Annotated in this window: 17 protein-coding genes; 1 reads left to right on the forward strand and 16 read right to left on the reverse strand. The window is 62.1% G+C overall.

Annotation, left to right across the window (positions count from 1 at the left end; translation table 11 throughout):
• Positions 1 to 131 precede the first annotated feature (131 nt).
• From rpoD to ABHU32_RS08295, 11 genes are all read right to left on the reverse strand, one after another.
• Positions 132 to 1,493 (reverse strand): RNA polymerase sigma factor RpoD, encoded by a 1,362-nt coding sequence (gene rpoD / locus ABHU32_RS08245; protein ID WP_195520470.1) that lies wholly within the window; start codon positions 1,491 to 1,493, stop codon positions 132 to 134.
• A gap of 110 nt (positions 1,494 to 1,603) precedes the next feature.
• Entirely contained in the window at positions 1,604 to 3,712 is a 2,109-nt protein-coding gene (gene dnaG / locus ABHU32_RS08250) for a DNA primase (protein ID WP_148332830.1), read from the reverse strand.
• Entirely contained in the window at positions 3,705 to 4,712 is a 1,008-nt protein-coding gene (gene ribF, locus ABHU32_RS08255; RefSeq protein ID WP_271733399.1) for a riboflavin biosynthesis protein RibF, read from the reverse strand. The genes dnaG and ribF overlap by 8 nt, the downstream gene beginning before the upstream one ends.
• Positions 4,709 to 5,641 (reverse strand): tRNA pseudouridine(55) synthase TruB, encoded by a 933-nt coding sequence (truB, locus tag ABHU32_RS08260; RefSeq protein ID WP_195535585.1) that lies wholly within the window; start codon positions 5,639 to 5,641, stop codon positions 4,709 to 4,711. Before truB ends, ribF begins: the two co-directional genes overlap by 4 nt.
• 15 nt (positions 5,642 to 5,656) lie before the next feature.
• On the reverse strand, positions 5,657 to 6,700 hold the full coding sequence (locus tag ABHU32_RS08265) for a DHH family phosphoesterase (protein WP_346979610.1): 1,044 nt from the start codon (positions 6,698 to 6,700) through the stop codon (positions 5,657 to 5,659).
• The gene (rbfA, locus tag ABHU32_RS08270) at positions 6,693 to 7,103 is read right to left on the reverse strand and encodes a 30S ribosome-binding factor RbfA (protein ID WP_117647311.1); all 411 of its coding nucleotides are present in this window, start codon (positions 7,101 to 7,103) and stop codon (positions 6,693 to 6,695) included. The genes ABHU32_RS08265 and rbfA overlap by 8 nt, the downstream gene beginning before the upstream one ends.
• Positions 7,104 to 7,114: 11 nt before the next feature.
• The gene (gene infB / locus ABHU32_RS08275) at positions 7,115 to 9,829 is read right to left on the reverse strand and encodes a translation initiation factor IF-2 (RefSeq protein WP_346979611.1); all 2,715 of its coding nucleotides are present in this window, start codon (positions 9,827 to 9,829) and stop codon (positions 7,115 to 7,117) included.
• A gap of 91 nt (positions 9,830 to 9,920) precedes the next feature.
• On the reverse strand, positions 9,921 to 11,168 hold the full coding sequence (gene nusA / locus ABHU32_RS08280; RefSeq protein WP_006234042.1) for a transcription termination factor NusA: 1,248 nt from the start codon (positions 11,166 to 11,168) through the stop codon (positions 9,921 to 9,923).
• Position 11,169: 1 nt separating this feature from the next.
• Entirely contained in the window at positions 11,170 to 11,664 is a 495-nt protein-coding gene (locus ABHU32_RS08285; protein WP_117769584.1) for a ribosome maturation factor RimP, read from the reverse strand.
• A gap of 258 nt (positions 11,665 to 11,922) precedes the next feature.
• Positions 11,923 to 14,499 carry a leucine--tRNA ligase gene (gene leuS, locus ABHU32_RS08290; protein WP_346979612.1) on the reverse strand — a complete coding sequence of 859 codons (2,577 nt, stop codon included), beginning with the start codon at positions 14,497 to 14,499 and terminating at the stop codon, positions 11,923 to 11,925.
• 373 nt (positions 14,500 to 14,872) lie between these two features.
• A complete protein-coding gene (locus ABHU32_RS08295; RefSeq protein ID WP_006234046.1) occupies positions 14,873 to 16,384 on the reverse strand; it encodes an IMP dehydrogenase in 1,512 nt (503 codons plus the stop codon).
• Positions 16,385 to 16,577: 193 nt separating this feature from the next.
• Between ABHU32_RS08295 and ABHU32_RS08300 the strand changes: the two genes are divergently transcribed.
• Positions 16,578 to 16,925, forward strand: a complete 348-nt coding sequence (locus tag ABHU32_RS08300; RefSeq protein ID WP_148332840.1) for a winged helix-turn-helix domain-containing protein — start codon at positions 16,578 to 16,580, stop codon at positions 16,923 to 16,925.
• Here ABHU32_RS08300 and ABHU32_RS08305 read toward each other — a convergent pair whose 3' ends face one another.
• The 5 genes from ABHU32_RS08305 to ABHU32_RS08325 all read right to left on the reverse strand — a co-directional run bounded on the left by ABHU32_RS08305 (position 16,926) and on the right by ABHU32_RS08325 (position 23,133).
• Positions 16,926 to 17,918, reverse strand: coding sequence for a PLP-dependent transferase (locus tag ABHU32_RS08305; RefSeq protein WP_346979613.1), 993 nt, complete (start codon positions 17,916 to 17,918; stop codon positions 16,926 to 16,928). It abuts the gene before it with no gap.
• A 96-nt stretch (positions 17,919 to 18,014) separates the two neighbouring features.
• Complete coding sequence (locus ABHU32_RS08310) at positions 18,015 to 19,556, reverse strand: glycoside hydrolase family 32 protein (protein ID WP_346979614.1); 1,542 nt, start codon at positions 19,554 to 19,556, stop codon at positions 18,015 to 18,017.
• A gap of 106 nt (positions 19,557 to 19,662) precedes the next feature.
• A complete protein-coding gene (locus ABHU32_RS08315) occupies positions 19,663 to 21,063 on the reverse strand; it encodes a PTS transporter subunit EIIC (protein WP_346979615.1) in 1,401 nt (466 codons plus the stop codon).
• Between the two features lie 184 nt (positions 21,064 to 21,247).
• Entirely contained in the window at positions 21,248 to 22,219 is a 972-nt protein-coding gene (locus ABHU32_RS08320) for a LacI family DNA-binding transcriptional regulator (protein WP_346979623.1), read from the reverse strand.
• A 248-nt stretch (positions 22,220 to 22,467) separates the two neighbouring features.
• Positions 22,468 to 23,133 (reverse strand): DUF4956 domain-containing protein, encoded by a 666-nt coding sequence (locus ABHU32_RS08325; protein ID WP_089571688.1) that lies wholly within the window; start codon positions 23,131 to 23,133, stop codon positions 22,468 to 22,470.
• Between the last annotated feature and the right edge of the window lie 3 nt (positions 23,134 to 23,136).

Raw genomic sequence — 23,136 nt, forward strand, 5'->3', positions numbered from 1 at the left:
GATATACGCCGTGATGCGCGACCGGGTGCCCTACCGGGAGTAGCCCCGACGGTTGACAAAACTATAGGAACACCCAATGTCTACATGAAAGCGCCCCCAAGCGGATGTGCTTGAGGGCGCCTCTTGCTTGACTAGCTCTCGATATAGTCCTTCAGCTTACTGCTACGGCTCGGGTGGCGAAGCTTGGCCAGAGTCTTGGACTCGATCTGGCGGATGCGCTCGCGCGTGACGCCAAACTCACGACCGACTTCCTCGAGCGTGCGGGGATGTCCGTCGACAAGGCCAAAGCGCAGTTCGATAACCTTGCGCTCACGATCGGCAAGCGAATCGAGCACCTGGGTGAGCTGCTCCTGCAGCATAGAGAAGCTGGCCGCATCGGGCGGAACGATAGCCTGGGAGTCCTCGATGAAGTCGCCCAGCTGGGAATCCTCTTCCTCGCCGATGGGGGTCTCGAGCGACACGGGCTCCTGCGAGATCTTCTGGATCTCGCGGACGCGGTCGGCGCTCATATCCATCTCGGCACCGATCTCTTCGGGGGTCGGGTCGCGGCCCAGGTCCTGAAGGAGCTGACGCTGCACGCGGACGAGTTTGTTGATAGTCTCGACCATGTGCACGGGAATACGGATGGTACGGGCCTGGTCGGCGATAGCGCGCGTAATGGCCTGACGGATCCACCACGTGGCGTACGTGGAGAACTTAAAGCCCTTCTGGTAGTCGAACTTCTCGACGGCGCGGATCAGACCGAGGTTGCCCTCCTGAATCAGGTCCAGGAACAGCATGCCGCGACCGACATAGCGCTTGGCGATGGAGACGACCAGACGAAGGTTTGCGCTGATGAGCGCCTGCTTGGCTTCGAGGCCCACGTTCTCAATGCGCGTAAGACGACGCATCTCGGCACGCGTGAGTTCGAGCTCACCAGCATCGGCAGCCTCGAGCTTCTCGGTAGCCTCGAGACCGGCCTCGATCTTCATAGCCAGATCGACCTCTTCGGAGGCGGTCAACAGGTCGACCTTGCCGATCTCCTTGAGGTACATACGGACCGGGTCGCCGGTCAGCATCACCGTGGAGGCATCGATGCCACGCACGCGGGAGCGTGAACGGGACGTGCGCACGGTGCGCTTCTTCTTGTTCTTGGAAGAACCCATCTCAGCGTCGGCCTGACGGGCCATCTTGAGCTCGTGATCGTCGAGCGAGCCGGAATCGTGCTCGTCGTCGTCATCGAAATCGTCGGTATCGGTATCGGTATCGGTATCGGTATCGTCATCGTCGACACCCATGGGGGCGTCGTCGTTACCGCTCGCGGAGATAATCTGGATGCCGCTGTTGCGCAGCGCGGAATACACCGCGGTGAGCTGCTCGTCAGAAACATCGATATCCTTCAGGGCGACCTGAATCTCGTCCTCGGTTACCGAAGTCCTGTTTGAGCCGTTGCCCATGAGCTTTGCAACGTAGGATTCCAGCCCAGTACCCGTGCTCTCAGTCTTTTTTGGCACAGATTCTCCCTTCATAGTCCACAGGACTCAATACTTTAGCACACACATTGACGTCTATACCCAAAAAGAGGGCTGGATATAGGCGAGAATACGCTGGTTGACCACAACATCTAGGCTTGTTCGGTGCCTGCGGCCTCCAGGCCGATCAAACGGAAAGGGTCCGCCACGCCGCCGATCGACTTTTGCAGTTCGCGTTGACGCTGCGAATCCTGCGCGGCCTGCACGGTCAGCGCGCGACGGGCCTCATCATCGAGTGAACGGTCCTGGCGCAGCTTGGCCTGTGCGGCACGCATGCGACGCTTGATGGTGTAGAGCTCAAGCGTATCAAGCATAAACACGATGTTCGTCTCGGTGGGGTGCTTGCTCGTCGCGGAGATGCGCCCGGCACTCACAAGCGTTGCCGCATCGGGACACACTGAGCGCGCCGCATCCATGCAGGCTGCAGGATCGGTTCCCGGCGGCGTTGCCAGAACGGCCCATGCAATGGACTCGTGACGCGGGTCAACCCACTCGATGGAGCAGATGCGGTCGGCATACGTGCGGAACAGGTCGGGGTAGCTCGTGAGCATCGTCAACAGCTCGCGCTCCCCTGCCAAGGACTTGCGTTCAAGATCGGTAAGAACCATCGGCGCCGCCGCAGCCGGTGCGCCCGAACCGTCAGCCACAGGCACAGCGCCCATACCATCAGGCACATCGATCGGCGGCAGGTCGTCGACGACCTCCACGGGCGCGGCGCCGTAGGCATCGAGCGGGACGTAGTCGTACGGCTCTTCTTCGACCGGCGCGGACACCGGCGGCGTCGCGCCCGATGCCCAAGCACCGCGACCGGCATCGCGAGAACCCGACGCCCGACCGCCCGCGCTACCGGACCGCTCAGTCTGTGCCCGCTGGCGCTCATAGTTCTGCTCACGACGTCGTTCCGCATCCTCGCGCTTGGCGACATCGCGAAACACACGACCCGAGCTCGCGCGCACCGTCTCCAGATCCAAACCCAGCAGATCGGCAATCTGGATAAAGTACGTGTCGATCATATAGCTGTTGCGCAACGGATAGATAAGCGTCAGCGCATCTTCCAGCGCCTTAGCGCGACCGCCCGGCGTGGTGATGTCACTCGACTCCTGCAGCGAACGGTAGACAAAGTCCATAAGCGGCTCGGCAGCGTCGATGCGCGTCTGCAGTGCCTCGCCACCATGTGCGGTGATGAACTCCATGGGGTCGTTGCCGTCGGGGAGCACCACGCAGCGCAGGTCCATGGAATCCTGCTCGATAAACTGAATCGCGCGACGGGCGGCCTTCTGGCCCGCTGCATCGCCGTCGAACATATACACGATGCGCTTGGCAAAGCGAGTGAGCGTCTTGACGTGATGCTCCGTGAGGGCGGTGCCCAGCGTGGCGACAACGTTTTTAATCCCCGCCTCCCAGCAGGCGATGCAATCGGTATAGCCCTCTACCACGATGGCGGTATCCTGCGCGACGATAAACTCCTTGGCCCAATTAAAGCCGTAGAGGTTTCGCTTTTTATGAAACACGCTCGTCTCGGCTGTGTTGAGATACTTAGGCTGGCCGTCGCCCATAATGCGACCGCCAAAGGCAATGTTGTGACCCTGCTCGTCAAAGATGGGGAACATCACGCGGTCGTAAAAGCGGTCGGCAAGCTGCCCGCGCCCGCGACTCACGGCAACGTTGGCGTCGATCATCTCCTGCGGGGTAAAACCCGCCTGGGACAGGTGCGACACCAGCGCGTTACGGCCCGGTGCAAAGCCCAGGCAGTAGCGGCGGCAGACGTCGCCGCCCATGCCGCGGCTGGCAAAGTACTCGCGCGGACGGCCGTCCTTACCGCGCATGAGCATGGTGTGGTAGAACTGGGCGGTCTCGGCGCACAGATCGTAGATGCGGGCACGCTTGGTGCCGCGCTCGCGGCGATCTCCGGTGTCATGCAGCTCAATACCCGCGCGATCGGCCAAGTAACGGATTGACTCGGGAAAGCTCAGGTTCTCGCGCTTCATGATATACGTGAAAACGTCGCCACCCTCGCCGCAACCAAAGCAATGCCACACCTGCGTGGCGGGGATAATGTGGAAGGACGGCGTCTTCTCGCCATGGAAGGGGCAGCATCCCCAAAACTCATGGCCGCGAGGCTTGAGCTCGACCGTTTCCTGCACGATGGCAACCAGGTCAGACGCAGCGCGTACCTGGTCTTTTTCCTCATCGCTAATCACGGATGCTCACCCCCTGATCGCCCAAGTTGTGACGAATATCCTCGATATTACCCTCGACGGTCGCGATCAACTCATCCAGCGAATCGAACACACGCGAGGGACGCAGCCAGCGCGTAAACGCCAGCGAAACGGAAGCGCCGTACAGGTCGCCCGTATAACCAATTAAATTAGCCTCGAGATGCGCAGATGCCGCATCGTCAGCATACGTTGGCGGCAGGCCGACGTTCACAGCAGCGGGCCACGCGGTGTCATCGACCAGCACCAGACCCTCATACACGCCATCGGCTGGCACCTGAATGCCGTCGGGAACCTGCAAGTTTGCCGTGGGAAAGCCCATGCCAGAACCCTCGTGACGGCCGCGAATAACACCGCCACGCACCATATACGGACGGCCGAGTAACCCAGCAGCAAGCTCCACATGGCCCTGTCCCAGCTCATGACGAATGCGGGTGGCGCAAATGGCCTCACCGCCCTCGCAAAGCAGGTCGTGACCATACACGTCAACGCCGTGCTCGGAACCCCAGGAGCGCATCTCGGCAACACCAGAAGCACCGCCACGACCCAGCCTAAAGTCACTGCCAACGCGAATCGATCGAATGTCGACCAGACGCGACACCAGCGAGAGAAAATCAACATGGTCAAGCGCCGCAACCTCAGACGTAAAGGGAACGGCCACCACCGCATCGACCCCGGTCTGAGCCAAGGCATGCAGACGGTCGGCCGTCGTCATCAGTTTTTGAGCGGGCGAAGGGCTCACCACGACGTCCGGGTCGGGATCGAAGGTAACTACTACCGCCTTGCAGCCATGGGCACGGGCATCCCGGACAAGCGCCGCAATGAGCTCCTGGTGTCCACGGTGAACGCCGTCGAACACGCCGATGGCAATCGATGCGGCACCCAAGTGCTCACACTCATCAAACGTATCGGCAGCAACGATGCGAGCCTCGTCCGACTCGCCCGCGAAAAAGACACGCGCGAGCTCATGAGCGGACAACATCATCGAACACCGCCGATTGCCTGCGGAAACACGTGCTCCATAACAAAGCGGCCACTCTCAATGCGGGCGAGCGCCTTGAGTCCCCCATCGAGCACCAGCGCAAACAGCGCCTTCGAGACATCGAAATCGGCAAGCGCACGCTCAACGGGAATGCGACGGCCGCAGAGCAGGTCGTCGGCAAGATTGCCCGGCAAGTCAACACGCATGGCGCCCAAGGCCGCAATGGGATCCAGGGCAAAGCCAGCGGCGGACTCGGGAGAAAGCTCCTCCACCGCATGACAGGCGCCAATGGAAACAACACCAGATGCGGTGCGACGAAGTGCGGAAATATGCGCGGCGCTATCGCAAGCGCGGCCCAGGTCGCGAGCGAGCGCACGGATATAGGTGCCCTTGCTCACCGAGAACGCCACGGTCCACACACACGTATCACCTTCGCCGCCCACGGCAATCAGGTCGGCGGCATAGACCTCGACGGGGCGCGGAGGTAGGTCCACCGCATTGCCCTCGCGAGCAGACTTGTAGGCGCGAACGCCATTGACCGAGATAGCAGAAAACGCCGGCGGCACCTGCATCTGCGGGCCCAGCATGGCGGCCAAGCGCTCACGAGCATAGGCAGGATCGCGGAGCTCGTTGGCAACAGCCACCGTGCGGACCGCCTCGCCCTCCGCATCATCGGTATTGGTCTCGGCGCCAAACGAAATATCGGCGACGTAGCTTTTGGTATCGAGCGTGAGCATGCCCAGCAGACGGGTGGCCTGGCCCACACCCACCACCATGACGCCAGATGCCATGGGGTCGAGCGTGCCGGCATGGCCGACACGCCGCTCATGGAGGGCGCGTCGGCATTGCGAGACCACATCGTGGGACGTGCAGCCCACCGGCTTATCGACAGCGAGCAGCATATTCAGTTGTGAAGGCGTACGACGAGCCATGTACCATCCAAAAAGTTAAAGCTCGACGGTCACCGAAGCGGGATCCTCCCCTACCAGCTCGGCCAGCATGGGAAGTGCCACGGTGAGCGTCTCGAGAATTGTTCCGTTGTTGGAAAAGCCGGCGGCGGCATGATGCCCGCCACCGCCAAAATTGGCAGCAATCTCGGACACATCGAGGTCGCCCTTGGAGCGCAGGTTGCCACGCACCTTGGTATCGCCCTCAATGCCCTTTAAGAACATGCAGACCTCGACGCCCATCACCGAACGCACCACATCGACCAGGCCGTCGCACTCGTCCGAGGTGACGCCGCAGGCTTCAAGGTCGCTCTGGTAGGCATAGCTATACGCCACGCGCCCATGCGCGACCGTCTTAATGCGACCCATGACAATGGACTTGAGGTGCAAAAACTCAACGCGCATGCTCTGGTAGACCTCGAGCGCAACGCGCGCCGGATCGGCACCGTGCGCCACCAGGCGCGAGGCTGCATGGAACGCGGCGGCATCGGCGTTTTGGTACTGAAAACGGCCGGTATCGGTAACCAAGCCACACAGCAGGCAGGTCGCAACGCCATCACGAGCCACAATGCCGCAATTGTCCAAAAAGCGGTCGATGATCATGGCGCAGGCTGCGGCGCCGACACACCTCAGGCTCAGCTCGGCAAATTCCTCACGCGCCGGATGATGATCGAAGCACACCACATGCGACGAGCGGCGGAGCACCTCGGCGGAGTTGTTCAGACGCTCGACGACCGGCACGTCCACCGAGATGAACAGGTCCGGATTGCCGGTATACGCAGATGCCGGCACCAGACGGTCGGCACCCTCCATAAAGCGGTAGATGCGCGGAACCGGGTCATCGTCTGCCAGCAGCAGGGCAATGTCCTTATTGGGGAAAAACTTCATAAGCGATAAGCCCAGGCCCAGCACGGAGCCCAGGGCGTCACCATCGGGAGACGTATGTCCCGAAATCGCAATGGAGGACGCACCCTCGATGAGCTCGAGGATGCGTCGCTGAATATCTGCAGACTCGCACGATGCGAGGTCGGCGGAATTACTCATCTAAAGCTGCCTCCTGGGCGGCATCCGCTATGGGATAGCCGTCCTCGTCCTTTTCGATCGCAAGCGTGGCGGGAACGTTTTCCAGCGCGCGCGTGATGCGCTCGGCCTCATCGGTCGAGCGATCGATGCGAAAATCGAGCTCGGGCGTGACACGCCAATCGAGCGAGCGAGCCAACAGGCTGCGAATACGGCCCTTGGCGCTAGCGAGCGCCTCCATGACCTCGTCGTAGCGGCTCGCATCGCACGACACGTACACACGCGCGAACGAACGGTCCACCGCGACCTCGACCGCAGTCAAAGTAACCAGGTCGAGACGCGGATCGGAAACCTCAAAGAGCAGGATATAACCGAGCTTCTCGCGAAGCTGCTCGCCCAGACGGCGGGTTGCCTGCGTTTGCTTCATAGCGCTACCCCCTACTCGGTACGGGCAACCTGGTCGATGCGGTAACCCTCGATCTGGTCGCCGGGCTTGATGTCCTGGAAGTTCTCCAGACCAATGCCGCCTTCGGAACCGCTCTTGAGGCTCTTGGCCTCGTCCTTGTAGTGGCGCATCGAGGCGATCTTGCCGTTGAAGACCACGATGCCGTCGCGCACCAGACGCACGGAATCGGTCGCGGCGATCTCGCCCTCTTCGACGCGGACACCGGCGGCGATACCGACTTTGGGCACCTTGAAGGTGTCCAGGACAGTCGCGGTACCCGTGGCGACCTCGACCTCGGTGGGCTTGAGCATGCCGATACGGGCGGCGTCGAGCTCCTCGAGGCACTTGTAGATGACGTCGTAGCAACGGATCTCGACGCCCTCGCGCTCGGCGGCGGAGCGGGCCTTACCGTCGGGACGGACGCCAAAGCCGATGATGATGGCGTTGGAGGCGTCGGCCAGGACGACGTCGGTCTCGTTGATGGCACCGACAGCGGAGTGGATCGTGTTGATGCGGACCTCGGACTGATCCATCTTGTCGAGCGAGTCCTGAAGAGCCTCGATGGAACCCTGGACGTCGGCCTTGATGATCAGGTTGAGCTCCTTGACCTCGGCGTCGGCGATGGTCTCGAAGAGGTTCTCGAGCGTGACGTGCTTGACGCGGCTCTGCTCCTCGATACGGGCCTTGAGCGAACGTTCATCGGCCAGGGCGCGTGCCTCGCGCTCGTCCTCGAACACGCGGAACTCGTCACCGGCGTTGGGCACGGACTGCAGGCCCAAAATCTCGACAGCGTCGGAGGGACCGGCCTCGGTGACGGCGCGGCCCTTGGGGTCGAGCATGGCGCGGACGCGGCCGTAGGTAAGGCCGGCGACCAGCGTATCGCCCACGTGCAGGGTACCGCGGGTCACGAGCACGGTAGCGACCGATCCGCGGCCCTTGTCGAGCTTGGCCTCGAGGACGTTGCCCGAGGCAAAGGTGTCCGGGTTGGCCTTGAGCTCGAGTACGTCGGCCTGGAGCAGCACGGTCTCCAGAAGTTCGTCGATACCGATCTTCTGCTTGGCCGAGATGTTGACGAACATGTTCTGTCCGCCCCACTCCTCGGGGATGACTCCGTACTCGGTGAGCTCCTGACGCACACGGTCGGGGTTGGCGCCCGGCTTATCGATCTTGTTGACGGCGACGACGATGGGTACGCCGGCGGCCTTGGCGTGGTTGATCGACTCGACCGTCTGGGGCATGACGCCGTCGTCAGCGGCGACGATCAGGATGACGATGTCGGTCACCTTGGCGCCACGGGCACGCATAGCCGTAAAGGTGGCGTGACCCGGGGTATCGATAAAGGTGATCTTGCGGTCGTTGATCATGACCTGCGAAGCGCCGATGGCCTGCGTAATGCCGCCCGCCTCGCCGGCAGCAACGCCGGTGTGACGGATGGCGTCGAGCAGCGACGTCTTGCCGTGGTCGACGTGGCCCATGACGGTGACGACCGGGGCGCGCGGCTTAAGGTCGGCGGGATCGTCATAGAACGAGAAGGTGTTCTCCTCCTCGGGGGTGATGATCTTGATCTGACGGCCCAGGTCGTCGGCAACGAGCTCAACGAGGTCGTCGGACATGGACTGAGTCATGGTGAGCGGCGTACCCAGCAGGAACAGGCGCTTGATGATGTCGTTGGCCGGAACGTCGAGCGCCTCGGCAAGCTCCTGGACAGTAACGCCCTGGGAGACCTTGATGGCGTCGAGGTCCTCGGGGTTCACGCCCTGGGCCAGCGCCTCCTCTATCTTGCGCTCCTCCTGAGCCTTGGCAGCCTCGCGCTCGCGCTTCTCCTTGCGCTTCTTGCGGCGACCGGTGGACTCGCGAGAGGCCTCCTCGACGGCAGCACGAGCCTCCTCGAGCACCTTCTCGCGGCTGTACTCCTCGGCCTCGCGAGCCATGCGGCTGTAGTGGTCCTCTTCGTTGTTGTGACCGCCCTTGCGCTTCTTGCCCTTGCCCTGCTTATCGGGGTTGGGGAAGTCCATGCCGGCAGCGACGTTGTTGCTGGCGTTGGTGCGATGGCTGTGCGGACGGCTCTCGGAGGCGTTGCGCTCGGAATTGTTGTCGGAGGCGTTGCGATCGTTACGACGGCCACCGCGGCGGTCGTTGTTGCCGCCACGACGGTTACCGCGCTCGGCGGCGCGCTCGGCCTTGGCCTTGTCCTCGGCGTCCTTCTTCTCCTTGAGCACGGTCTCCTGTGCGGCAATCTGGTCGAGAAGCGAACGGAAGCGCGAACCGGAGTCGGAAGCGGGAACGGCGCGGCGCTGGGCCTCGCGGGCAGCCTCCTCCTTCTCGCGGGCAAGGCGCTCCTGCTCGGCCTTCTTCTTGGCCTCGGCCTCGGCGCGGGCAGCCTCCTCGGCTGCCTGGGCTGCGGCAAACTGGCGACGCTCCTCCTCGCGTGCCTTCTCGGCGGCGATGCGCTCGCGCTCGGCCTCGGCGGCGCGTGCGGCCTCCTCGGCGGCAGCTGCCTGCTCCTCGGCCTGCTTGGCGGCCTCGACTTCCTTGGCGCGGGCCTCGATCACCGAGGCGAGCTGCTTGCGGACCATGGCGACGTAGGCATCCTCCAGGGCGGAGGAAGCGGACTTAGCGGGAATCTTCATTTCGGCGAGATGACCCATCAGTTCCTTGGAGGTCATGCCGAACTCTTTGGCCAGGGTGGACACACGGACTTTTGCCATATGACTTCACCTACCCTTTCTGGCACCTTGGGTGCCTAGAGACTGAACGAGCGTGTGAGACGCGCCGGGACCCGCCCGGCGCGACCGCGCGCTAGATCAGGTCCTCCGCATCATCGAAGGCGTCGGTGTCGTGGACACCGCAGAAACGGGAGCCGGGACGAGCCTGGTTGCGGCACTGGATGCCGTCCTCGGACACATACTCACAGCGGCGGACGTCCTCGTCCTCCTCGTCACCGATCAGGTCGGCGGCGGGCTCCTCGTGAACGGGAACGTTCTTGAGAATGTCGGCGGCAAGCGTCTCGGACTTGATGTCGATGTGCCAGCCGGTCAGGCGCGCGGCGAGACGGGCGTTCTGGCCCTCCTTGCCGATGGCGAGGGACAGCTGGTCGTCGGGCACGATGACACCGGCGTAAGCCTTCTCCTCGTCGATGAGGACGCGGGTGACCTTGGCGGGCGACAGGGCGTTGGCGACGTAGACGGCAGGATCGGCATCCCAAAGGATGACGTCAACGCGCTCGCCACGGAGCTCGCCCACGACAGCGCGAACACGGCTGCCCTTGGGGCCGACGCAGGCGCCCACGGGATCCAGACGGTCATCGAGCGAGTGGACGGCGACCTTAGAGCGCTGGCCAGGCTCGCGGGCGATCGACTTAATCTGGACGGTACCCTCATAGATCTCGGGCACCTCCTGCTCAAACAGACGACGCATGAGCTCGGGGTGGGTACGGGAGATGACAATCGGCGGACGGCTGTGCTCGCCACGAACCGGCTGCAGGTTGGAGTTGGGGTCGCGAACGTCGATGATCACGGCCTTGATGTGCTGGTTGTGCAGGTAGCGCTCGCCCATCGGACGCTCGTTGCGCTCGTTCTCGTAACGGCGCTGGTCGAAGTGCGGAAGCTCGGCCTCGACGCCCTCGCGGATCTTGACGATCGTGAAGTCGGGCGTGGACTGCAGCACGGTACCGCTGATGAGGTCACCGATGCGGCCGGAGAACTCCTCGTAGATCTGCTCGCGGGCGGAGTTGCGCACGATGGCGTTGATCTCGGCCTTGGCGTGCTGGGCGGCGATGCGGCTCGTGTTCTTGGGGGTGACGTCGATCTCCTCGAACTCGGTGAAGTTGCCTTCCTCGTCCATGGAATCGTCAATCGGCTCCAGACGGTAGACGTAGATCTTGCCGGTGGTGCGGTCGATGGTCACCTTGGCGCCCCACTCAAGATGCAGGATCTCGGCATAGCTCTTGGCAAGCGACTGCTCCAGGCGGTCGATCAGGTAGAGCTGGTCGATGTGCTTCTCCTGGCAAAGCTCCATCAGGGCGGACATCATGTCGGATGCTGCCATCTTACTTTCCTTCCTTCGCGGGCTTGAAGTCGTAGGTGGGCTTCAACTTGCACTTTTTAACATCAGAGAAATCGAGGGTGACGGACTCGCCGCCCTCGAGCTCGAGGGTCACGTTCGCCTCGGTGGCGGCGGCAATCTTGCCGGCGTACTTGCGACGGCCCTCGGTAGCGGTGGAGGTGAGCTCACAGTTCTCGCCCACAAAGCGGGCAAAGTCGCACGGGCGGCGCAGCGGGCGCGCCATGCCCGGGCTCGACACCTCGAGCGTATAGCTCGAAGAGATGGGGTCGAGCTCCTCAATCACATCGCCGACCCACTTGGTGTTGGCCGTGACATCGTTGAGCGACAGGCTCTGACCCTCGGCACCCTCGATACGCACGCGCACGCAGGGGGCCTTGGTGGCACCCACGAGCTCGACGTCGACGATGTCGACATCGTGCTGGGGAGCGACGGCCTCGAGCGCGTCGATGATCGCCTGCTCGGTCTTGGTCTTGACCATTGCGGCACCTCCATCCATACAAAAAAGAAGCGGGGCCGAAACCCCACTTCTTTCAATTACAACTTCATTTGCAAGCAAACTATACCAATAGCTGCGGAAACGTGCAAGCACAGTACGAACCTGCAGGTCAGCGTGCGCACAGCTTCTCCATAAGAATAGGACAATTGGCCGAAGGCAACTAGGCAGATACATGCAAAACGAGGGACGACCCAACCGGATCGCCCCTCGTCTTTTATGCGTCAGTTAAGCGCGCAGTGCTTACTTGACCACCAGGTTGACCAGCTTGCCGGGCACGCAGATGGCCTTGACGACTGTCTTGCCCTCGAGCCACTTGGCGACGGCGGCCTCGGCGGCAGCCTGCATATCCTCATTGGAGGCATCGCGGGCAACGTCGACGCGGCCGCGGACCTTGCCGAGCACCTGGACCACGATCTGCACCGTGTCCTCGATGGACTCGGCCAGGTCGAACTCGGGCCAGGCAGCGGTATAGGCGTTGCCCTCGCAGCCGAGCGCCTCGTGCCACAGCTCGTCGGCCCAGAACGGGCAGATGGGGGCAAGGACGCTCACGATGTCCTTGGCCACGCCGTAGCACAGCGCCTTGTCGCGGGCGGTACCCTCGGTGGCGTTGAGGTAGGCGCTCGCCGCGTTGACGAGCTCCATGACGGCCGAGATGGCGGTGTTGAACTGGCCGCGATCGAAGTCCTCGGTGCACTTGGCGATGGTGCGGTGACGCTCGCGATAGAGCTTCATCGCAACCTCATCGAGCGCGGACTTGTCGAAGGCCACGTTGGCATCGCCGGACTGGACGAGCTGCCAAACGATACGCCAGGCGCGCTTGATAAAGCGGTTAGCGCCCTCGACGGCCTTGGGATCCCAGTCGAAGTCCTTCTCGGGCGGGGCGATAAACAGGATCGCCAGACGCATGGTGTCGGCACCGTAAGGCTCGATGACCGAGCTCGGGGGCACGACGTTGCCCTTGGACTTGGACATGGTGTCGCCGTTCTCGTCCTTGACCATGCCCTGGCACAGCAGGTTGGTGAAGGGCTCGTCCACGCTCAGCAGGCCCAGGTCGCGCAGTGCCTTGGTAAAGAAGCGGCTGTAGAGCAGGTGCAAAATAGCGTGCTCGATGCCGCCGATGTAGTTATCGACGGGCATCCAACGGTCGGCAGCCTCACGGGAGAAGGGCAGCTCAGTGTTGTGCGGATCGGTATAGCGCAGGTAATACCAGCTGGAGCAGGTAAAGGTGTCCATGGTATCGGTCTCGCGCTTGGCCGGGCGGCCGCAGACCGGGCAGGTAGTCTCATAGAACTCTTTGCACTCGGCGAGGGTCTCGCCTGCGCCCAGGTCCAGGTTCTCGGGCAGCGTCACCGGCAGCTGATCCTCGGGCACGGGCACGATGCCGCAGTGCTCGCAGTGGATAGCCGGGATGGGGTTGCCCCAATAGCGCTGACGGCTGATGAGCCAGTCGCGCAGACGGAACTCGACCTTGCGACGACCGCAGCCCATGGCCTCGAGGTCGGCCACGATCGCAGCCTCGCCCTCGGAGTGCTTGCCGCCGCGCATTCCGGTGTACTTGCCAGACTGGACGAGCGTGCCCTCGGCAGCGTGGGCGCAATCCCAGTCGACGGTCTCGGCATGGAAGGTATCGATGGTCTCGCCGCTGGCCTCGACGGCAGCGCGATCGTCATCGTCCAGGATGATCGGCACGATCGGCAGGTCGTACTTACGGGCAAACTCAAAGTCGCGCTGGTCGCCACAGGGAACGGCCATGACGGCACCGGTACCGTAGTCGGCAACGACATAATCGGCAACCCACACGGGGACCTTCTCGCCGTTGACGGGGTTTACCACATAGCGGCCCGTGAAGGCACCATGCTTCTCGAGGGTGCCCTGGGCACGCTCGACGGCAGAGATATGCTTGGAGTCCTCGACGATCTTGGTGACGGCCTCCTCGTACTCCGTGCCCTCGACGAGCTCGTGCAGGCCGGCGTACTCGGGAGCCAGGACAAAGAAGGAGACGCCAAAAAGGGTATCGGCACGCGTGGTGAAGACGGTAATCTTGCCCTCGTCGCCCTCGATGGGCTCGCCATCCTGGTCGCACAGGGTAAAGTCGACCTCGGCGCCCTCGGAGCGACCGATCCAGTTGGCCTGCATCTGCTTGACGCGCTCGGGCCAGCCGGGGAGCTTCTCCAGGTCGTCAAGCAGCTCCTGGGAGTACTCGGTGATCTTGAAGTACCACTGCTCAAGGTCGCGCTTCTCGGGCTCGGTGCCACAGCGCCAGCACTTGCCCTCGGTAACCTGCTCGTTGGCCAGAACGGTCTTGCAGGTGGGGCACCAGTTGACCGGGTTCTTCTTACGGTAGACCAGGCCCTTTTCCCACATCTTCTCAAAGATCCACTGGCCCCAGCGATAGTAGTCGGGGCTGCAGGTCTTGACCATGCGATCCAGATCGTAGGAGAAGCCCATGCGCTTCATCGTGGCGAGCGCCTGGTCCATGTTCTTATACGTCCAGGCGGCAGCCTGCGTGTTGTGCTTGATGGCGGCGTTCTCGGCGGGCAGGCCAAAGGCGTCAAAGCCGATGGGGTGCAGCACGTCGTAGCCGCGCATGCGGGCCTGACGGGCCATGGCATCGCCGATGGTATAGTTGCGCGCGTGGCCCATGTGCAGGTCGCCCGACGGATACGGGAACATCTCGAGCACGTACTTCTTGGGCTTGCTGTCGTCGGTGTCGACGGCAAAGAGGTTGGAGTCCTCCCAGGCCTTCATCCACCGGGACTCAATGGCCTGCGCGTCGTAGGCAGGAATCTCGTCCTTATGATCTGTGCAATCGCACATATCAGCTCCTTTGTTAGCTGGGTTGGGGCGGGGCGTTCTTACCTTTACTCGCTGCTGCGGACAGTCCTGCTCGCACGAAGAGCACATTAAGTGCTCTTCGGCTCGTGCGGAACTTGCAGCGAGCAAAGGTAAGAACGCCCCGCCACATCGTTAACTCGCATGATGATAGCAAATACAACAAGCGAGATGCCTGCGACTTGCAGGCATCTCGCTTTATCTAAATAACGTGGTTGTGAATCAACCGCTAATTGTTACCCGCCCAAACATGATCGGGTTTTCCAAGTGCCGCAGATTGCCGTGAAAGAGGAGCGACGCGTACTTTGGTACGCGAGCGACGGTTTGAACGGCAAGGTGCGGTGCTTGGGAAAGCCGCTTAGCGGTAGGAAACGCTCTGCTGGGAGTCTTTCACGACAACGTCGTGGGCGCCGCCTTCGACGATGGAGGTGGAGCTTACCAGGGTCAGGCGTGCCTTTTCCTGGAGCTCGGGGATCGAGAGGGCACCGCAGTTGCACATCGTGGACTTGACCTTGTAGAGCGTTCCGCCCACACCGTCCTTGAGGGAACCGGCGTAGGGAACGTAGGAGTCGACGCCCTCGACGAAGCTGAGCTTCGCGGCGCCGCCCAGATCGTAACGCTGCCAGTTGCGGGCACGCGCAGAACCCTCGCCCCAGTACTCCTTCATGTACTGGCCGTTGACGTTGACGCGCTCGGTCGGGCTCTCGTCAAAGCGGGCGAAATAGCGGCCCAGCATCATAAAGTCTGCACCCATGGCCAGGGCGAGCGTCATGTGGTAGTCGTAGACGATACCGCCATCGGAGCACACGGGCACGTAAACACCGGTCTCCTCGTAGTACTCGTCACGGGCGCGGCAGACGTCGATCAACGCGGTGGCCTGGCCACGACCGATACCCTTGGTCTCGCGGGTAATGCAGATGGAACCGCCGCCGATACCGACCTTGATGAAGTCGGCACCGCAGTCGGCCAGGAAGCGGAAGCCCTCGGCGTCGACGACGTTACCGGCACCGACCTTGACGTCCTCGCCGTAGTTGGCGCGAATCCACTCGATGGTGCGCTTCTGCCACTCGCTGAAGCCCTCGGAGGAGTCGATGCACAGAACGTCGGCACCGGCCTCGATGAGCAGCGGCACGCGCTCGGCATAGTCGCGGGTGTTGATACCGGCGCCGACCATGTAGCGCTTGTCGTTATCGAGCAGCTCGTTGGGGTTGGTCTTGTGACTGTCGTAGTCCTTGCGGAACACAATGCCCATGAGGTGATCGTTATCGTCGACGATGGGCAGGGCGTTGAGTTTGTTGTCCCAGATGACGTCATTGGCAACCTTAAGGCTGATGTTCTTGTCGCCCACGATGAGCTGCTCACGCGGGGTCATGAACTCGGAGACCTTCGTCTGGTGGTCATCGCGGCTGGGGCGATAGTCACGGCTGGTGACGATGCCCAGGAGCTTACCCTTGGGGGTGCCGTCGTCGGTAACCGGCATAGTAGAGTGACCGGTCTTCTCCTTGAGCTCAATGACCTGCTCCATGGTCATGTCAGGGGTCAGCGTGGAATCGGACTGAACGAAACCAGCCTTGTGATCCTTGACGGCCTTGACCATGGCGGCCTCGGACTCGGCGCTCTGGGAACCGTAAATGAAGGACAGGCCGCCCTCAGTAGCGAGCGCGACACCCATGTCGACGCCCGAGACGGACTGCATGATGGCGGAAACCATGGGGATGTTCAGGGTGATTGCCGGCTTCTCACCGCGCTTAAAGCGGGTCAGCGGCGTCTTAAGAGAGACGTTGTTGGGGATGCACTGCGAGGACGAGTAACCAGGGACCAGCAGATACTCCGAAAACGTGTGGGACTCACCGGGAAAGAACGTAGCCATGTTTCTCCTTTTTCCATGCGACCGGTCGGCTGCAGGCCTCGTAGGACCCAGCCCAACCTTGGGCGCCCAATACTGGGGAAGTATCTTAACGCACTTTGACTGCTACAATGCATGATTTAAGAAGAGCACACGAGGGTTTGACGCAGGCTTTGCGTTTGCCCAGCAAACACTTTAGCGGGGAGACGTGGAGCGTATGGAGTACAAGACGACGGCAAAGTTGGTCATTCAAGCGTGCGACAAGGATTTGCCGGGCGTGTTCGGCCACGGCTGCGTCTTGCTGCTGCAAGGTATCGCCCGCGAACACTCGCTCAACCGAGCCGCTAAAAGCATGGGCATGGCGTATTCCAAGGCCTGGCGCATTGTGAACGAGGCCGAAGGGCAGCTGGGATGCAAACTCATCGAGCGCGACGGAGCCCGCGGATCCACCCTCACCCCCGCCGGCGAGCGAGCCATAGCGGTCTACGAGGAGCTACAGGCCGACATCAACAACGTCATTGCCACCAAAGCAAACGACCTCATCGCCAGCATCACTAAAAAGTAGCTACTTGCGGAGGGCGTTATCTAGGGTGGCGGCCACGATCAAGGGGTCGTCGGTGCCGGCGAAGAGGCGGACGGTGCTCCCCTGCTTGCCGCGTGGAGCCGAAAGGCGCGTCGTTGCGCCGCCGGCGGGCGATGTGCGAAACTCCCCGGACAAAGCATCGAACAGCTCGCCCGCACTACGCTCGATAAGATCAAATTCAACTGCCGGGCCAAAGCCGTGCTCGAGGATTCCCGTTGCAACAGCATGGTCGGGATGCGAGCTCAGCCCGGGATAGCGTACGTTGCGCACCATCTCGTTGGCGGCCAGATACTCGGCCAGCGCACGGGCGCGATCGAAATGCGCCTGCATGCGGACATCGAGCGAGTCCAGCCCGCGTTCCAGCACACCGGCCTCGTCAGCAGGCATATCAAGCTTGGCCAAGCCACAGCCCTCAAGCAGGGCATGCGCGCACTCGGCAGCAGCATCCACACGATGGCGCTTGAGCTGCGAGCGCGCGACCGATACGGCAACCAACTTGCGCGGAGCCTTGCCAGCGCACACGCGGTCGAGCGCCTCGAGCGACAGCACGGCACCCAGCCGCAGCGGATCGCAGCCAAAAGCCGACGCCACGGTGTTGTCAACAACCAGCAGCGCATGGGCCTCACGCGCCGCCCGACCCAGCGCACGCAGATCGGGCACACGCAGACCAAACCCGCCGATGGAGTTGACGAACCACCACAGGTGCGGCCCCTCGGCATCAAACGAAGCATCAAAGCCCTCGGACGCAGCGGCAAACGCCTCGGCGGACGACGAGCCCACCAGCGCGACATCGCAGCAATCAAAGCCGCTCGCAAACGCATCGACAAAGTCGTCCGCAAAGGCCACCAGGCGGTCACCGGGACGCACAATCCCCAGCTGCGACAGCCATGCCGGCACATGCGGGACCGCAAGCAACTGCGCCTCACGCGCGCCGGCCCTCAAAGCCCAAGCCTCTTCTAGCTGTTGCACGTCCACGCGGCACCGTCCCTTCATAAACAAAAACCCACGATGCGGGTGTTCCCCGCATCGTGGGCAACGGCTGCAGTATAGCGCCGATATGCGACGAATCGCCTAGATGTTGAGCGAGTGATAGTTCACGCTCGCACCCGGAGCGTCAACGGTCACGCCATAGGCCTCGGGATAGATGCGCGTCGAGAACACGAGTGCGCCATCGTTCACAAACACCTCGACCGACGAGACATCGCCAACAATGCGCACGTTACGAACCTCGTCGACGGGCTCCCAACGCACGGTACGACCGCAGCCGGCAGAAGCGCGACCCTCATCGGTAAATCGCATCTCAAAGCGCGAGGGCAGTTCGGCCTCGGTGGCCACAAACGACAGCTTCAGCTCGCCATCAACGGTCGCAGCAAACGTGCCGTCGACACCGTCAACAACAACGTCAAAGCAGGTATCGCCGGCAACCTCCAACGAGCCCTCACCCACACGCGCTGAGGCATAATGGCGCTCGATCTCGCGCGCCGGCTGCTGCAGCACCACGCCGTCGTCGCCGGCCATAAGCTCGCGCGGCACCGTCATGCAGTGCTGCCAGCCGCACGCCACGGTGGGTGCGTTGCCATAGGTCGGCTCATCGGGCATGCCCATCCAGCCGATCAGAATGTGGCGACCGTCCTCGGCCGTGAACTCCTGCGGAGCATAGAAGTCAAAACCGGCGTCCCACAGGCGGAACTCGCCCAGCTCATAAGCGTCCTTGCCACCCGTAATGTCGCCCGATACAGACATGTAGCCAGCGGCATACACATTGCCGCGGTCCCAACGACCGCCCTCGAGCCCCTGGGGCGAGAAGGACAGCCACTTCGCCGGTACGCCGTCATCGGCCTCAAGCTCAAGGTATCCCGGGCACTCCCACATAAAGCCAAAACGCTCGGGCGTAGACACGCGGCTCTCGAGCTCCCAGCTCAGCATATCGGGCGAGCCATACACCAGGATCTCGCCTGCATCGCGCCCGGCGCCCTCGCCGTGCATCGCGCAAAAACGACTCTCAACATGCGGCCCATCCACGCGACGACGCGCGCCCAGCACCATGTGATAACGCCCGTCCGCGTCACGCCACGCCTTGGGGTCACGCACGTGGCACGTCAGATCCTCAGGATAATCCTCCGACGCCAGCACCACGCGCTTTTGGCTGAACGCCCGACCGGCAAGGCCATCAACGCTCTCGACATAAACAGTATCGGCGCGGCGGCCGGTATTGACGTAGTCGTACGTGCTGTCCGCATCGGAGAGCTTAACGTTTCCCGTGTACAGCACGCGAATGCGACCGTCCTCGGCAAGCGCGGAGCCCGAATACACGCCATGGCAATCGAACGGCTCGTCGGGCAGCAATGGGGCGCCAACATATTCCCAGTTCATAAGGTCGCGGCTTGTGACATGGCCCCACATCTTGACGCCGCCGTTCACATCAAACGGAGCATACTGGAAGTACGCGTGAAATACGCCATCTGCCTGGCAAAGACCGTTGGGGTCGTTGAGCCAACCCGCCGGCGGCATAATATGGAAGTGCTGGCCATACGCGCCATGACCGCACTCAGAGGCGGCAGCGTCAACAGCAGCAACCAGCTTTGAAAGGTCGCGACCAAGTGCATTAGACATATCAAAGTCCTAACGGATCGAAAGTAACAAGGCGCCAGAGATCGGCACCAGATACGGGAAACGCCCGCAAGCATACAACCCGCGGGCACCCCTCAATCAAAAGCTCTTAGGCCTGCTCGGAAGCCTTGGGCTCGTCCTTGTACAGGACAAACGAGACGCCAAAGGAAACCAGCGCGGCGACCGCAAACATGATCGCGTACTGCACGGGCTGGGACAGGCACAGCAGGATACCGAAGATACCGGTAACGCCGGTGCCGGAAGCAGCAAGCGAGGTGAGCGCGCAGACCAGGGCACCGCAGCCGCCGCCGATGCAGCCGGCGATGAAGGGCTTAAAGAAGCGCAGGTTCACACCAAAGATGGCAGGCTCGGTAATGCCCATGAAGGCGGACAGGGCCGAAGGGAGCGCCAGGCCCTTGATCTTGGCATCGCGGGTCTTAAAGGCAACGGCGAGCGCGGCGCCACCCTGGGCGATATTGGCAGCGCTGGCGATGGGCAGCCAATAGGTCACGCCGTACTGGGCGAGCTGGCCCAGGTCGATGGCGGTGTACATCTGGTGGATACCGGTAACGACCGTGGGGGCATAGAACAGGCCGACGATAAAGGAACCGATGCCGAAGGGCAGGGTCAGCAGGGCCTGGATCAGACCGAGGATGGCGTTCTCGGCCCAGACAAAGATGGGGCCGACGGCAACGAGCGTCACGAGCACGGTCACGAACACCGAGACGAGCGGGGTCACAAAGAGGTCGAACATCTCGGGAACGATCTTGTGCAGGCGCTTCTCGAGGAAGGCCAGAATGGCGCAGGCGATAACGATGGGGATCACATGGCCCTGATAACCGACCCACTCAAAGCTGTAGACGCCGGGAATGACGGTGACCATGGTCTGCACGCCCTCGGAGGCAACCGTGTAGGCGCTCTGCAGCGAGGAGTTGATGAACGCACCGCCTACGACGGCACCAAGATACGGGTTGGCGCCAAAGGCCTTAGCGGCGGAGTAACCGATCAGGATCTGCAGAATGCCAAAAGACGTTCCCGAGACCAGGTCGGCGATCTTGTAGATAAAGTTATTGGTGTCGAGCGCGATAAAGCCGTTGGAGGCCATAAAGTTGAGGGCGCTCATGATGCCCAGCAGCAGGCCCGAAGCCACGATGGCGGGGATGATGGGGACGAAGACGTCGCCGAGCACCTTAATGGCACGCATAAAGATGTTCTGCTGCTGCGCCGCGGCCTCCTTGACCTCGGCCTTGGTGGCAGCCTCGACGCCGCTGAGCGCAATGAACTCGTCGTAGACCTTGTTGACGGTGCCGGTGCCAAAAATAATCTGCAGCTGGCCCTGGGCCTCAAAGACGCCCTTGGCGCCGTCGATATTCTCGAGGGCTTCCTTGTCGACCTTGGCGTTATCGGCAATCACCAGGCGCAGACGCGTGGCGCAGTGTGCGGCCGAAACAACGTTGCCGGCGCCACCGATGTTGTCGAGCGCCTCTTGGGCTGATTTGCGGTAGTCCATGACTTCCCTTTCCTCCAACGGGCGCATCTGCACCCGGCCATCTTTGACACTTACACTGTAATCGTTTTCAGTTTCATATGTCTGTAATCGTTTTCACAGTAGGGTGAACGGTAGAAAAAAGCCGGCGAATGGTAGTTTTGAGACAAAAACTGGGGACTCAAAGGCAGGCAGAAGCGTCCAAGGACTAGACATTCATGAGCTGATGCCCAAGTTTGAGCGTCCGCAGGCCGCTCTCCCCCTCCTCGCCATCGAGCGCATCGAGCAACATATTGGTCGCCTCAACGCCACTGGTCAGGTAGCCATAATGCACGGTGGGAATGCCGCCCGTCAGCGCGCGCAAAAATGCGTTGTCGCCGAAGCCGCTCACGCGACGCACGCCCTCGCCCATGCCACACACCTCGTCAAGAGCGCGCAGGGCGCCGGCAGCCATAGTGTCGGTCGCGCACGCGATAAACGAAACATCGGGGGCATCGGCAAGCAGCTCGCGCGCAGCGCGATAGCCCGAGTCGAGCGTAAACGAGCCCAGGCGAATCAAGGCGGCATCGAGCGGGTTACCCGCGGCGCGCAAGCCGGCCTCAAAACCGCGACGGCGGTCATAACCGGCCGCGCGGTCCTCTTCGGTAACTCCGATGTAGGCGATCTTGCCATCCACCCGACCCGCAAGCGCACGGCCGAGCTCAAAGGCAGCCTCGTAATCGTCGTGATAGACGCACGCCGCGCCCTCGACATGTTGGCCGATCAACACAATGGGCACACGGCACGACTCAATCGCGCGACGGTGCTCGTCGGTGATCATAGTTGCCACCAGAACAATGCCGTCAACCGGGTGGTTTTGGAATAAATCGAGGTATTCGAGCTCACGATCGGCCGCGTTGTCGGTGTTGGCAAGCAGCATCTGGTAGCCACGGCGACCGAGCACCTGACCAATGCCGGCGGTAATGCGGCTCACGGATTCCGAGTTGATCTTAGGTACGATGACGCCGATGAGCTTGGTGGAACCGGTGCGCAGCGCGCGAGCCTGGCTGGATCGCACGTATCCGGTCAGCTCGATTGCCTGCTTAATGCGCTCGGCCTTGTCCGCCGAGATATATCCACCGTTGAGGTAGCGCGAGACGGCGGCGCTCGAAACGCCGGCCAGCTCGGCCACATCTTTCATCTTAACCACGAGCACCCCTGTCATTGAAATCGCTTTCACCATAATACCCGTGAAGACGGCATGCGAACCAAATCGGCCCACCCAGGTCGAGCAAACGTCAGCGAGCGGTCAGCTGCCGTGGCGAGGTGCCGCGAAAGAGGAGCGAAGCGTACTTTATGTACGCGAGCGACGGTTTGAGCGGCAGATCGCCCGGCAGATGCCCGCGCAGCGTCGAGCGGTCCGGCGTTTGTTAAAACGCCGGAACATAGTTAGCCGTGATATTCGCCGTTGTACTGGATGAGCGTCAGGTCCTCCACGCCGTCGAGCGCGCGGATGGCGTCGGCATAGGGCATATCCACACCGTCAGAGAACACCTCGACGGCCATCTCGACCTTGTCGCCGCGCATGGTCTTAGACTTGACGGTGAACTTGGTGCGCCCAAATGCACGCACGATATCGTCGCCAGTGGTCTGACCCGTGTAGTGGATGACCATCATGTAAACGCGCGCCTTGTCCTGGTGGCTCGCAAAGCCGGCGATCATCACCACGATCACCACCGCCGTGAGCCCCACGAGCGCATACATGCCGGCGCCGGCCGTAATGCCCGTGGTAATAGCCCAAAACAGATACAGCAGGTCGAGCGGGTCCTTGACCGCCGTACGATAGCGGACAATAGACAGAGCACCGACCATACCAAGCGAGATGACCACGTTCGTCGAGATCGCGAGCGTGACCATGCAGGTGAGCACGCACATGCCCACGAGCGTCACGGCAAAGCTGCGCGAATACACCACGCCGGTAAAAAAGCGCTTGTACACGTAATAGATCAGGATGCCCATGGCGAGCGCCACGAGCAGCGAAAGGCCGATCTTGGCAGGGTCGACCTGGCCAAACGCCTCCAAAACGGAGTTCTTAAAAAAGTCCCTGGTGCTCATGGT

It is taken from the genome of Collinsella aerofaciens, from assembly GCF_039758965.1.
GTDB classification, from domain to species: Bacteria; Actinomycetota; Coriobacteriia; order Coriobacteriales; family Coriobacteriaceae; genus Collinsella; species Collinsella aerofaciens_BR.

What these genes read in the sequence shown, in the direction of transcription:
- ribF (WP_271733399.1), bottom strand. Translation starts at nt 4,712, where the DNA reads ATGATGTTGTCCGCTCATGAGCTCGCGCGTGTCTTTTTCGCGGGCGAG.
- truB (WP_195535585.1), bottom strand. Translation starts at nt 5,641, where the DNA reads ATGGCTCGTCGTACGCCTTCACAACTGAATATGCTGCTCGCTGTCGAT.
- ABHU32_RS08265 (WP_346979610.1), bottom strand. Translation starts at nt 6,700, where the DNA reads ATGAGTAATTCCGCCGACCTCGCATCGTGCGAGTCTGCAGATATTCAG.
- rbfA (WP_117647311.1), bottom strand. Translation starts at nt 7,103, where the DNA reads ATGAAGCAAACGCAGGCAACCCGCCGTCTGGGCGAGCAGCTTCGCGAG.
- infB (WP_346979611.1), bottom strand. Translation starts at nt 9,829, where the DNA reads ATGGCAAAAGTCCGTGTGTCCACCCTGGCCAAAGAGTTCGGCATGACC.
- nusA (WP_006234042.1), bottom strand. Translation starts at nt 11,168, where the DNA reads ATGGCAGCATCCGACATGATGTCCGCCCTGATGGAGCTTTGCCAGGAG.
- ABHU32_RS08285 (WP_117769584.1), bottom strand. Translation starts at nt 11,664, where the DNA reads ATGGTCAAGACCAAGACCGAGCAGGCGATCATCGACGCGCTCGAGGCC.
- leuS (WP_346979612.1), bottom strand. Translation starts at nt 14,499, where the DNA reads ATGTGCGATTGCACAGATCATAAGGACGAGATTCCTGCCTACGACGCG.
- ABHU32_RS08295 (WP_006234046.1), bottom strand. Translation starts at nt 16,384, where the DNA reads ATGGCTACGTTCTTTCCCGGTGAGTCCCACACGTTTTCGGAGTATCTG.
- ABHU32_RS08300 (WP_148332840.1), top strand. Translation starts at nt 16,578, where the DNA reads ATGGAGTACAAGACGACGGCAAAGTTGGTCATTCAAGCGTGCGACAAG.
- ABHU32_RS08310 (WP_346979614.1), bottom strand. Translation starts at nt 19,556, where the DNA reads ATGTCTAATGCACTTGGTCGCGACCTTTCAAAGCTGGTTGCTGCTGTT.
- ABHU32_RS08315 (WP_346979615.1), bottom strand. Translation starts at nt 21,063, where the DNA reads ATGGACTACCGCAAATCAGCCCAAGAGGCGCTCGACAACATCGGTGGC.
- ABHU32_RS08320 (WP_346979623.1), bottom strand. Translation starts at nt 22,219, where the DNA reads ATGAAAGATGTGGCCGAGCTGGCCGGCGTTTCGAGCGCCGCCGTCTCG.
- ABHU32_RS08325 (WP_089571688.1), bottom strand. Translation starts at nt 23,133, where the DNA reads ATGAGCACCAGGGACTTTTTTAAGAACTCCGTTTTGGAGGCGTTTGGC.